Source organism: Paramixta manurensis, from assembly GCF_013285385.1.
Classification (GTDB): domain Bacteria; phylum Pseudomonadota; class Gammaproteobacteria; order Enterobacterales; family Enterobacteriaceae; genus Paramixta; species Paramixta manurensis.
This window is the reverse complement of record NZ_CP054212.1, coordinates 1,576,860-1,588,957: the sequence shown is the minus strand read 5'-3', so window position 1 is coordinate 1,588,957 and position 12,098 is coordinate 1,576,860. Positions and strand designations below refer to the sequence as shown.

General features: G+C 52.0%; 11 protein-coding genes. 6 read left to right on the top strand and 5 right to left on the bottom strand.

Annotated elements, in window-relative coordinates; translation table 11 throughout:
* Positions 1 to 49: 49 nt before the first annotated feature.
* Positions 50 to 2,482 (bottom strand): DUF3772 domain-containing protein, encoded by a 2,433-nt coding sequence (locus PMPD1_RS07790; RefSeq protein ID WP_173633500.1) that lies wholly within the window; start codon positions 2,480 to 2,482, stop codon positions 50 to 52.
* Between the two features lie 185 nt (positions 2,483 to 2,667).
* Here PMPD1_RS07790 and PMPD1_RS07785 point away from each other — a divergent pair, with 185 nt between their 5' ends.
* The gene (locus PMPD1_RS07785; protein ID WP_173633499.1) at positions 2,668 to 3,240 is read left to right on the top strand and encodes a GNAT family N-acetyltransferase; all 573 of its coding nucleotides are present in this window, start codon (positions 2,668 to 2,670) and stop codon (positions 3,238 to 3,240) included.
* Here PMPD1_RS07785 and pbpG read toward each other — a convergent pair.
* Both pbpG and PMPD1_RS07775 read right to left on the bottom strand, forming a co-directional pair.
* The gene (gene pbpG / locus PMPD1_RS07780; protein ID WP_173633498.1) at positions 3,230 to 4,180 is read right to left on the bottom strand and encodes a D-alanyl-D-alanine endopeptidase; all 951 of its coding nucleotides are present in this window, start codon (positions 4,178 to 4,180) and stop codon (positions 3,230 to 3,232) included. The genes PMPD1_RS07785 and pbpG overlap by 11 nt on opposite strands.
* Before the next feature lie 177 nt (positions 4,181 to 4,357).
* Positions 4,358 to 4,945: a Yip1 family protein gene (locus tag PMPD1_RS07775; RefSeq protein WP_173633497.1), complete on the bottom strand. Its 588-nt coding sequence runs from the start codon at positions 4,943 to 4,945 to the stop codon at positions 4,358 to 4,360.
* Positions 4,946 to 5,150: 205 nt separating this feature from the next.
* Between PMPD1_RS07775 and PMPD1_RS07770 the strand changes: the two genes are divergently transcribed.
* The gene (locus PMPD1_RS07770; RefSeq protein WP_173633496.1) at positions 5,151 to 5,726 is read left to right on the top strand and encodes a DedA family protein; all 576 of its coding nucleotides are present in this window, start codon (positions 5,151 to 5,153) and stop codon (positions 5,724 to 5,726) included.
* A 16-nt stretch (positions 5,727 to 5,742) separates the two neighbouring features.
* On the opposite strand, the gene fetB is transcribed toward PMPD1_RS07770, so the two are convergent.
* Both fetB and fetA read right to left on the bottom strand, forming a co-directional pair.
* Positions 5,743 to 6,501 carry an iron efflux ABC transporter permease subunit FetB gene (gene fetB / locus PMPD1_RS07765; RefSeq protein ID WP_173633495.1) on the bottom strand — a complete coding sequence of 253 codons (759 nt, stop codon included), beginning with the start codon at positions 6,499 to 6,501 and terminating at the stop codon, positions 5,743 to 5,745.
* Positions 6,498 to 7,160: an iron efflux ABC transporter ATP-binding subunit FetA gene (gene fetA, locus PMPD1_RS07760; RefSeq protein WP_173633494.1), complete on the bottom strand. Its 663-nt coding sequence runs from the start codon at positions 7,158 to 7,160 to the stop codon at positions 6,498 to 6,500. Before fetA ends, fetB begins: the two co-directional genes overlap by 4 nt.
* Before the next feature lie 776 nt (positions 7,161 to 7,936).
* On the opposite strand from fetA, the gene PMPD1_RS22705 reads away from it, so the two are divergent.
* The 4 genes from PMPD1_RS22705 to PMPD1_RS07740 all read left to right on the top strand — a co-directional run bounded on the left by PMPD1_RS22705 (position 7,937) and on the right by PMPD1_RS07740 (position 12,096).
* Positions 7,937 to 8,287: an RNase A-like domain-containing protein gene (locus PMPD1_RS22705; RefSeq protein WP_354292814.1), complete on the top strand. Its 351-nt coding sequence runs from the start codon at positions 7,937 to 7,939 to the stop codon at positions 8,285 to 8,287.
* Between the two features lie 7 nt (positions 8,288 to 8,294).
* Positions 8,295 to 8,633 (top strand): contact-dependent growth inhibition system immunity protein, encoded by a 339-nt coding sequence (locus PMPD1_RS07750; RefSeq protein ID WP_173633493.1) that lies wholly within the window; start codon positions 8,295 to 8,297, stop codon positions 8,631 to 8,633.
* A 258-nt stretch (positions 8,634 to 8,891) separates the two neighbouring features.
* The gene (locus PMPD1_RS07745; RefSeq protein WP_173633492.1) at positions 8,892 to 10,706 is read left to right on the top strand and encodes a glycoside hydrolase family 15 protein; all 1,815 of its coding nucleotides are present in this window, start codon (positions 8,892 to 8,894) and stop codon (positions 10,704 to 10,706) included.
* A gap of 184 nt (positions 10,707 to 10,890) precedes the next feature.
* Complete coding sequence (locus PMPD1_RS07740) at positions 10,891 to 12,096, top strand: L,D-transpeptidase family protein (protein ID WP_173633491.1); 1,206 nt, start codon at positions 10,891 to 10,893, stop codon at positions 12,094 to 12,096.
* Positions 12,097 to 12,098 lie beyond the last annotated feature (2 nt).

Genomic DNA, 12,098 nt, shown 5'->3' with positions numbered 1-12,098 from the left:
TATGCCGACCCGATGATCACAACCCGCCTCACGGTGTGAGCCGTGTGGCTTACTCTTCAAGCTTATCAACCACCACATTGCCCGACTTACTGCGTTCAATGATCATAGTTTGTGGTTTCGACAACACCACGCCCTCTTTACGCAAGCGCGTTAAAATATCGAACAACAGATCGCTCTTGGCGCCACTAATTTGCCGCTGGCTGGCAACATTGCCGGTAACGCTCAGCACAATGCCCGCCGGGGTCAAATCTTTAAAGCTGACGGAGGGTTCAGGCGTTTCCAAAATGCGCTCGTTCTCGTTGTACACTTCCAGCAAAATCTCGCGTACCCGTACCGGATCGATATCCAACGGAAACGTCAGCAAAATGGTCACCACCCCTTGCGCATTGCCCATGGTGGCATTCCGCACATTCTGTGAGATCAACTGTGAGTTGGGTACAATAACCGTCGACTTATCGCTTAGTTGAATCTCGGTGGCGCGGACATTGATCCGGCGAATATCACCCTCAATACCGCTAATACTCACCAGATCGCCCACTTTTACCGGACGTTCGGTTAACAAGATCAGGCCGGAAATAAAGTTCTTCACAATTTCCTGTAAGCCAAAACCAATCCCCACCGATAACGCGCTGACGATCCACGCCAGCTTGTTCCACTGGAGCCCCATGGTCGACAACGTCAGCAAAATAACCAGTACATAGCCGACATTGCTGAACAGCGTCACCAGCGAGACGCGCATACCAATATCCATGGTGGTCTTCGGCAGGAAATCTTTATCCAGCCAGCGTTTTATCGCCCGCAACACATAGATGCCGACGATAAAACATAGCACCGCATTGACCAAATGCGCCGGAACGATACTTAACGATTCCAGCCCTTTCCCGCCCCAAAACTCCACCGCTTTTTGCATTAACTCGATGGGGGTTGAGGTACTAAAGGTGCCGTTTAGCAGTGCCACCACAACAAACAGAATCAGCACGGTTTTGCCCAACGCCGCCAGCAGCGCAGCCGCCTGGGCCAGGTGGCGCTCATCAATATTTAACGAACTTTGGATGCGCCGACCGGAAGGATTATTGGTTGATAGCAAGCTTTCACAACCATCGTTAATTAAATGGCTCAGCAAGTAAAAGGAGCCTAAAACAATCCCGGTCCACACTAACTCATAACTCAAAAAGCGTGCCAGTGAGACGTAGCCGATGGCTAATGTGACCAGAATAGCAATCCCGGTTAAGGTAATGGCCATCTGAATCAGCCCGGTCAGCGTGGACTTCACCTCTGGCTGATGCCCCTCATGCAAGACTTTCCGCCGCACCCGATTGGAACGGATACTGATCGATAACGCCATGGCGCCAATCAGTAACGCCGTCATTCCATAGGCGAAGACGGTAGTATCAAGGCTAGTGCCGACACTGCTGTTGAACGCTTCCACGCCCTGAAAAACAAACACCAACGCGGCAATAATCGGCGGATAGGGTTTTAATGACTGCGCCACTTCATTGGTCATGGCGGGCAAACGCCATGACGGACGGCGGGTAGAAAGAAACGCGCGGCCCAGCCCGGCAATTAACCCGCTAAACACACTAAGCTGCACCAGTTTATCGACAAAGTCCTGCACCTCATCGGAAACCTCTTGCCGCCGGGTAAACGCCTGGTCGAGGAAATTAAACGCCAGCACTACCGCCGCCAGCGTGGTTAATGCGATTGCCGCAGCAAGGAAACTCCGCCGCAAGCGCCCTTCCGGCAGTTTATTGATGCTGATCCAGGCAAGGAACTCTTCGCCGTAGCGCCGCCCCAGCGTAGCCACCAAAACCGCAGCAATAAACCAGGCAATGGTGCCAACGCGCCAACCATCCTCCCAGGACAGCCCGATGGTGGCGCCCAACTCATCGCTAAACTGGCTGATTTTATCGCTATCCTGCGAGTTCCCCAGCAACGGGCTCCAGAAATGTGCGCTAAAGATACTGCCAGAGTTACGCGCCAACTGCGTTTTTAGCGCATCACGGCGTAAATTGACGATTTGCGCCGACAGGTTTAGCGAACCATTTTTAATCGCTTCCGCCTGCTTTATCTGATCATCCAGCTTACTTTTTTGCGCCTCCAGCGTATGACGTTTACGCGTCACCTCCGGCGTCTCTTTCACGCCGCTATTCGGTTTCGGCGCTGGCCCTAATACCGCCAGTTGCGCGACCAGTTGCGCACGCTGCGGGATCAGCGCCTGCCCCAGCGTATCGGCATTCCCCGATAGCTCCAGCGACATATCATTGAGTTGCCCCAATTTGCCATCATTACTTTCGCCGGAGACTTGCCCCTTAATCTTGTCGAGGATTTTTTGCATCTTCGGCAGTTCAAGCGCGGCATTGACTTGATGCGCAGGTTGCCCCTCGTCGCCGGACGCTGCATTGTCGTCTGCCAACGCTAACGTCGGCGTCAATGTCGCCAAACCGAGTACGCAGACTAATAAAAAAGTTAACCACCTTGACATAAAAACTCGACCCACCGGTTATCGCCAACGAAGACATTTCAGCGCGTAAGTGTAAGCTTTTGCTTTGCGCTTCACTATCAGATTTGGCTGCGAAAATACTCCGCGCCACGATAAGAATTTCCTATGGTGTAGCATTTTTTCCTTTGTGTCAGAGTAATGCAATAACCTGTTCGCATGGAGCTGACATGTCTGCTTTTCCCTCTTCTTTCAACCATATCCATATCCGTGACGCTCACGACGACGATATTTCGGCAATGACAAAAATTTATGCCTGGCATGTCATCTATGGCTGCGCCTCCTTCGAAGAGATACCGCCCGATGAAGCCGAAATGGCGGCGCGGCGCGCGAAAGTGCTACGGTTGGGGCTACCCTATTTGGTCGCCGAACAGGCTGGTACCCTTGTTGGCTTTTGTTATGCCAGCGAATATCGTCCGCGCCCGGCTTACCGTTTTACGATTGAGAGCTCAATTTATCTGGCGGCGGAAGCGGGCGGGCGCGGTATTGGCAGCGCGTTAATGCATGAATTACTGACCCGCTGTGAGCGCGGCCCCTGGCGCCAAATGCTGGCCATCATCGGCAACGGTGAACGTAACCCGGCCTCATATAAACTACACGCCAGAATGGGCTTTGAGGTGGTTGGCACCTTGCACAACGTTGGTTTTAAACACGGCGAATGGCGTGACACGTTATTAATGCAACGGGCGTTGATCCCCTCCTCCCCTGTCTGTGAGGAGGGGCAAGGCTGCGTTACTCAGTGACATCCTCACCGGCAAGGCGATTGCTGGCGGTTTGCTGCGCTTTTTGCTTTTTATAAGCCAATGCGGCAGCGGGAACTGGCGCGGCTTTACCGGTCTCCAGCCAATCGCGTAGGCGGTTAGCGTCGGCAAAATGGGTATATTTGCCAAATGCGTCCAGCACCACCAACGCCACCGGGCGCTGATTAATCACCGTGCGCATCACCAAACAGTGTCCGGCTTGATTGGTAAAACCGGTTTTGGTTAATTGAATGCGCCAATCCGCTTTGTAGACCAAATGGTTGGTGTTTCGAAACGGCAAGGTGTAATTCGGATTAGCGAAACTGGCCATATCCTCATGCGTGGTGCTGAGCTGACCAATCAGCGGGTAACGTTTGGTCGCAATCAGCAACTTGGTCAGATCGCGGGCGGTCGAAACGTTATGGATCGACAAACCGGTCGGCTCAACGTAATGGGTATTGGTCATCCCCAGTTCACGCGCTTTGGCGTTCATCGCGCGGATAAAAGCGTCATAGCCGCCGGGGTAGTGATGCGCCAGGCTCGCCGCCGCGCGGTTTTCCGATGACATTAGCGCCAATAACAGCATATTTTTGCGGCTAATTTCACTGTTCAGACGTACGCGGGAAAACACGCCGCGCATTTCTTGCGTATGGCTAATATCCACCTTGAGCATTTCATCCAGCGGCTGATGCGCGTCCAGTACCACCATCGCCGTCATCAGTTTAGTGATAGAGGCAATCGGGCGCACCAGATCGGGGTGGCTGGCATACAGAATATGGTTGTTGTTCAAATCAACAATCATCGCACTGCCGGAGGCAATTTGCGGCTGTGACAACGGTGCGGCATCGCTTAAATGAGGAGCGGCAACCGCCTGATTCAGGATCCCCTGACCAGCAAACAGAAAAACCAAACTAAGCAGCGAATAACGAATTTTTGCAGGCATGGTGTGAAAACTTAACCGGGTTAATATTTTGCTGTGTCAAAACACAGGCCGCCGCCGTGAAAATCAGGCCGCACGGGGCTGGCAGCAGCATCATACTCCGGCAAACGGGAAATTTCCTACAGGAGATTCGTTTCCGGGCGTTAATGGGCCGCCGCCGAAATAGACGGCGGCCACGCCTTAAAACATGCGGTAGCCGTATCCCCACAGCACCACGGTAAGCGCCAGAAGAACCTCAAATACCAGAATACCAATCGCCAGCGTTGATCCGGAGAAACGGAGACTTTCGTCACGATCAATATTCAGAAACAGCGGAATGCCGACATACAACAGATAACCGGTGTAAACCAGCGCCAGCGCGCCAACCAGCACGCACAGCCAGACCAGCGGATAAAGCGCCACAATCCCGCTAATGAATAATGGCGTTGCAACATAACCGGCAAACACTGTGCAACGAGGCAGATTCGGACGCTGCGGATAATCGCGAGCCATCCAGTAAATCACTCGCCCCATCACCGCCACACCACCGAGGATGATGGCATAAAACAGCACCGCCAGACCGAGAGCGGTAAATAATGAGAGAGGAATAGTACGCCCTTCCCCCAAATTCCAACCAATTTGGGTGGTACCAATAAAGGCGCAAACTACCGGGATTGCCGCCATGAGTAGTACGTGGTGCGTATAGTGATGAGAAACCGTTTCATTCTCTTGCTTGATATCGTGCATTTCCCGATTGGGATGCGCGAGTAGTCCCCAGACATGATTCATAAAATCACTCCTCTGATACGACTCACACCGCCAGCGCTGACGGTTGGCGGATACCCTTTAATTATAATGGCTGCGGGTATTTTTGCGCGGTGTCGAAACATTTATTGCTGTTGGCGACAAACGAGAAAATTACGCGATTCTCCTGATGCTTTGCGCAACGGGGTATAAAATAAGAGATCGACGCGCAACAAAAGGAAGGTGAGTTTTGCATATTGATATCAATGGACTAATTTCACAGTACGGTTATCTGGCGCTGTTGATTGGTTGTATTGCCGAAGGGGAAACGTTTACTTTGCTGGGCGGCGTGGCGGCGCATGAAGGGTTGTTACGCTTTAGCGGCGTGGTCATTGCCGCAATGCTCGGCGGCATTGTGGGCGACCAAATTTTGTTCTATGTCGGTCGTCGTTTTGGCACCCGTATTTTACGCCGCTTTAAAAAACAGGAAGATCGGTTAGTACGCGCGAATCGACTTATTCGCCGTAAACCCAGCTTATTCGTGATCGGCGTGCGGTTTATGTATGGTTTTCGCATTATCGGGCCGATTATTATCGGCGCCAGCCATTTACGCCCGATGAAATTTTTCTTGCTGAATGTACTCGGCGCGTTTATCTGGTCGCTGATTTTTGTCTCACTGGGCTATTTCGCCGGTGAGATGATCACCCCTTGGTTGCATAAGCTGGATCAGCATCTTAAACATTTACTGTGGCTGATCGCCGCGATTGTTTTCGCCTGGGTTGTGCGGTTCTTCTTTCGCCGCTGGAACCATAAACGGACGGATTAACCCACCGTCGCCGGGCTTAGCGCAACTGAGCGCGCTGATTATAGAAACCACGATAGGCGAGATAGCAGGCAATCATGGTGGAAAGCCCGGCGGTGCCGATCAGCATAAACGTCACCATAATTTGGTACTTGATGGCTTTTACCGGGTCGATACCGGCGAAAATTAACCCGGACATCATACCCGGTAAGCTGACTAACCCCACAGTTTTTGCCGCATCAATGGTCGGTATCATCGCCGCGCGAATACTGGCTCGGATAATGGTTCCGGATGCCACTTTAATGCTGGCGCCCAGGCTTAACATTTCAAGGATTTTTTGCCGTTGATCGTCAAAGCGTTGGTTGAGGTTGTTGTAGCATAAGCCGACCGCCACCATCGCATTTCCGGCAATCATGCCGGATACCGGGATGACTTGGCCGGGTAAAAAAGCGATCGCACCGCTTAACACCAGAATCGCCAGTGTCAGTGCGGTGCTGACGCCAATAGCGGCAAAAGAAATTGAAAACCCGTTGCCGATATTGTGGCTGCGTTTTCTGGCGTTCAACGCCGCGTTAATACAGATAAACAACACCATCAGTACCGTTAGCCAGCGGTTATTGAGGTTAAAAACCGCTTTTAATACATAGCCAACAATCACCAGTTGAACAATTGCCCGCCCTACGCTCCAGAGAATATCCTTCTCCAGCCCAAGTTTTTCCCGGTTACTCACCACCAGCGCAATCAGCACCAGGATACACGCCATCCCCAAAGAGGCGTTGGTAATGGTCGGTTGATTCATGACACCCTGCTCCGTTGTGTGGCGGGCGTCATGGTTATCACCCGCGTAGCCTCCGCGATTTCTTCCCGATCGTGGCTAACCCATAACACCGTTAAGGGATGTTCTTGTCGTAGCGAGCGGATCAGTTCGCGAACCAACTGTTTATTGCTGTCATCCAACGCGCTGGTGACTTCATCCAATAACAAGACCGCCGGCATAAACTGTAAGTTGCGTAACAACGCCACACGCTGCCTTTCACCGCCCGACAATGACGCAATCGGTTTATCCAGTATTGCGGCGGGCAAACCGAGGCGCGCCAGCCAGTTAATCAGCGGTTCCCGTACAACCGGTTGCTGGCGGATCACATAGGGAAATGCCAGGTTAGCGTAGACCGTTTCGCCAAACAGCGAGGGCGTTTGAAAGCAATACGACACCTGTTGACGCCAGGCTTCCGGTTTGAACTCGGCGCTGTCGCGCCCATGCAACGCAATACGGCCGCCGGAAGGCGTCAGTAACGAGGCAATTAACTTAAGTAAGGTACTTTTCCCACAGCCAGAGGGGCCAGAAAGCATGACCTGCTCTCCCAACGCCAGCTCAAACGAAATCGGCGCCAGCAGTGTAACCCCCTGCTGGAGGTAGCTGAGATTGTTTACCGTTAATAACGGAGAACGTCGCGACATATCAGATAAACCCGGATGACTGGTGCGGGGATAATAGCGCCGAAACCGTGCAGGGTAAAAGATTTGCGCTCACTCTCATTGCAGACTTGCCAAATAGCGAAAATCAAGAAAATAGAAGGAGGCTTTTTATAAGACTGAGTAAGTCAGGAGAATCAGCATTACTCCCCTACGCAAATAACAAAAGTAAATATTGAAAACTGTCGAAGATTTTAGGGGCGGGATAGTCTGCCGATTACAGGGGGCATTGACCGTATCCTCGTAGCGGAATATTCTTAAATTTCACTTAAGATTCTATTCGTTTTGATGCTGAATAAAGGGAATTATAATGAATGATGAGGAAGGTTTGACGGTCGCGGTTTCTCCTGTGCAAATGGCTGCTATCTTGCGCAGAAAGCATATAAGTTCGGGTGAAACCCTGAGTAATCGACTTTGGGGCGGGCTAGGTATCGTTGGCGGCGTGGCCGAAATATTTGGGGCCGGAGTACTTTGCATTGTACCGGAACCCACCATGATTACTAAAGCTGGGCGCGCATAGTCTGGATACTCTTAACTCATCATTTCAACAAGTTCTTACCGGGCGCAAAATCGATACGGCAACAGCACAGCTCGCAGAGTTAGCGGCGGGCAAGCTTGGCGCTGATAAAGATACCGCATACAAAGTGGGTGTTACGGTTGACCTTGCCGTCCCGTTTGGTTTTGCCGCAGCGGCGGGGGCAGTAAGAGTTGGCTCAATATTTTCTGGTCGTATCCGGTTGGTAGAGCACGAAGGAGGGGCGTTGGGACACACTATTGTTCGTCATGTTGGGCAAACGCCTGAGCAAATGATAGCGCGCCTTAGTTCCCCGAGAGCACCGGGCCGGGTAAGCAGTTTTAACAGCGTTAAACAAGCAGAATTACTGATTTCTGAAATGCTTTCGCTTAAGCGCAGCCAGTTGGAAGGAGCACTCAAGTATATGGTTCCCGAAGCAAAATTACCGCTGGAACATCGCTTTTCCTATCCGGTCGGAACCTATATAGACAAGGGAACAACGACGCTCAGAAAAGCCTACACCGTGCGGGTTGTTGTCCGGGCCAGGCAGTTTGGCGGCAGAACATACTACATATTGACAGCCTACCCGGCACCCTGAGGAAACAATGGATACTGATTCAACTAAACCCTGCGAGCTTGATACCGTCGTTATCGTTTATTTTGGGCAGGACGCTGACCTTATTGATGAGAACTGCGATTTTGATAATTTGCTTAACGACTATTTCAGCACCGCTACAGAATTTAATTTAAGAATGTTACTGGCTAACCTTACCGAGATTGAGAACCAAGAAGACGGCTATAAGGTGATTATCGACCGATACCGGGGGGATTTTTTGCCGGACCGTTGGGATATGACGCCTGATGCGTGGGTAAGCAATGTTAAATCACGATTGGTTGATTACATGAATAAAAAAGGCTACTCGACTAAGTTATCACATTTTTAACGTGCTTGATCATACTTACCGTTTCAGCACTTATGTTTTATTTTGTCACTTCATACTCATGTTTTTCTATAGTAAACGCTGCCAGTGCTGAACAACGGGCCCTGCGAAGCGTTAGCTATAATGCTGACGTTATAAAATTTTTGTAAGTAACCTGATCTCCCCACAGGTAAGCCATTAATGCTACCCCGCCGCCCTCGGCAAGCGGTAAAACAATGTTTAGCTATAGTAAACGGGTAAATATTTTAACCGGGGAACGGCATGACAGAAATTAAACGTAAAATTGAAGACCACGGTATTATCGGCGATTTGCGCACCTGCGCACTGATTGCCTGCGATGGCACCATCGATTACTTCTGTTGGCCAAACCTTGATAGCCCATCAATATTTAGTGCGCTGCTGGATAGTGACGCTGCGGGATTATTCAGCCTGGCGCCCGATTGGCAGGATTGCCGCCGCCAACAAATCTACTTACCGGACACCAATATCTTACAAACCCGCTGGCTGGCGCGCGAAGGCGTGGCGGAGATGACCGACTATATGCCGCTGTGCGATCAAGAAGATCGTCAACCACGCATTATTCGGCGTATAAAAATGGTACAAGGCGAAGCACGCTTTCGGCTGCGCTGTGCGCCGGTACATGATTACGCTCGCGCGAAAACGCATGCGCAACTGCGCGATAATCATGTCGAATTTACCGCTGAAGGCCAACCGGGATTACGCCTCGCCGCGACCTGCGAACTCCAGGTTGAAGGCGGTGCCGCCGTCAGCGAGTTTACCCTCAAATCAGGCCAACACGCCGAATTTATGTTTGGCAGCGTCGATGATGAACATCTTGATGAAATACAGACCGAGACCTGCTTTCGCGACACGCTCAGTTACTGGCGCAACTGGGCGAAAAAGAGCACTTACCGCGGACGCTGGCAAGAGATGGTTAACCGTTCTGCGCTGGTGCTAAAGCTGCTCACCTCATGGCAACACGGCTCCATTGCCGCCGCCGCCACCTTTGGCCTACCGGAAGAGCACGGTGGCGAACGTAACTGGGATTATCGCGCTTCCTGGATCCGGGATGCCTCCTTTAGCGTCTACGCATTAATGCGCCTGGGTTATGTCACCGAGGCCAAACGTTTTACCAAATGGGTGGGCCGCTGCGTTGAGAATAGCCAGCGCGATAAGGAAAAACTGCAAGTGATGTACCGTCTCGATAGCGGCACCGAACTGCAAGAGAGCGAGTTGTTAAACCTCTCCGGCTATGCCGGTTCCACCCCGGTACGTATCGGAAACGACGCCTGGCGCCAAACCCAACTGGATATTTACGGCGAGTTAATGGACGCCATTTATCTGGCGAATAAATATGGCGAGGCTATTTCCCATCGCGGTTGGGAGAACGTTAGCCGGATGATCGATTACGTTTGTGAAAACTGGAACCAACCCGACGCCGGAATTTGGGAGATGCGTGGAGAACCACAGCATTTTCTTCACTCGCGCCTGATGTGCTGGGTGGCGCTAGATCGTGCGCTACGGCTGGGAATAAAACGCTCGCTGCCGATGCCCTTTGCGCGATGGGATAAAGTCCGTAGCGAGATTCGCGAGGATATTTGGCAGAATTTCTGGAACGCAGAACGTGGGCATTTTACCTCAACGCGCGGTGGAAAATACCTTGATGCGTCAATGTTACTGATGCCGTTGGTGCGCTTTGTTAGCGCCACCGATCCGGATTGGATCGCAACGTTGGATGCCATCAAAGATAAGTTGGTGAGCGATGGCCTGGTACGCCGCTACGATATGGCTGAAACTCCCGCCGATGATCTGCGCGGCGAAGAGGGCTCCTTCGCCGCCTGTTCATTTTGGTATGTAGAGTGTTTGGCGCGCGCCGGTCGCATTGAAGAGGCGCATTTTGAATTTGAGAAGTTGCTGAGTTATGCCAATCCACTCGGTTTATATGCTGAAGAGTTTGATTACCGGGGATATGCGCTGGGTAATACGCCCCAGGCGCTCAGCCACCTTGCGCTGATTAGCGCGGCGTTTTTTCTCAATCGCCGTTTAAGTGGCGAAGATCCGCTCTGGCAACCTTAAAAACTTGCTAAGAAAGAGAAATATCATCACTGGTTACGTAAAGTTGATTCAGTTACGACAATTCCTGGTTCCACAATGAGGGGTTATGAACATATAATGTGCAGCCGGTCACATTGACGGGTATTGGGTCGACTCTCTAACAAGCCGTTCCAGGCATTAATCACCTGAAATCACCTGAAAAAACATGAAAAAGAGCATTCGCGCGATCGTATCACTGGCACTGACTGTGGCCGCTTTCAGCCACTCGGCTTTTGCCGTCGTTTATCCGCTTCCGGCCGCTAATAGCCGCCTGATCGGTGACAATTTGGAAATTACCGTCCCTGAAGACAGCAAACTTCCGCTGGAAGCTTTTGCCGCACAATACCAAATGGGCCTCAGCAACCTGTTGGAAGCGAACCCCGGCGTGGATGTGTATCTGCCTAAAGCGGGAAGCAAACTGGTTATTCCTCAGCAATTGATTCTGCCCGACGCGCCGCGCGAAGGCATTGTTATCAATAGCGCGGAAATGCGCCTCTACTACTACCCGAAAGGGACTAAAACGGTGGTGGTGTTGCCGATCGGTATCGGTGAGTTAGGGAAAGATACCCCGATTAACTGGACAACCACCGTTCAGCGTAAGAAAGATGGCCCAACCTGGACGCCGACCAAGAAAATGCATGAAGAGTATGCGTCGCGCGGGGAATCTTTGCCTGAGGTGTTCCCGGCCGGGCCAGACAACCCGATGGGGCTTTATGCATTGTACATCGGGCGCTTGTACGCGATTCACGGCACCAACGCTAACTTTGGTATTGGTTTGCGCGTCAGTCACGGCTGCGTGCGCCTGCGTGCCGATGATATTAAATGGCTGTTTGACAACGTACCGGTTGGTACGCGCGTGCAGTTTATCGACCAGCCGGTGAAAGCCACGGTTGAACCCGATGGTTCACGCTATGTCGAAGTGCATAATCCGTTGTCGACCACCGAAGAGCAGTTTAATTCAAGCGCGCCGGTTCCGTTGAGCATTACCCCTGCGGTCAGCAAAATCGTCGTGGATGCTGGTGTGAACCAAAGTGATGTGGATGCCGCGTTGAAAGCACGTAGCGGTATTCCGATGAAAATCAATAGCGTAGCTGATAACAGCGCGGCACCGACTGCGGTGCCGGAAGCCGAGGGTGCGCAGCCGAAAGAGGAACCGATGACCCCGGTAACGCCACAAGGCGCGAATGTGTTGGATCCGAACGCCGCCGCACAACCGCAGCCGGCCGATGCGCAACAAAACGCGCAACCGCAGGCGGACGGTAACGCCGCGCCGGTAACCAACGAAAATACGACCGAGAATGCCCCGGCAGCCACTGCGCCAGAGCAAACCGATCAATCTTCTTCTGCCGCGCCGCAGTCAACAGACAATTGACG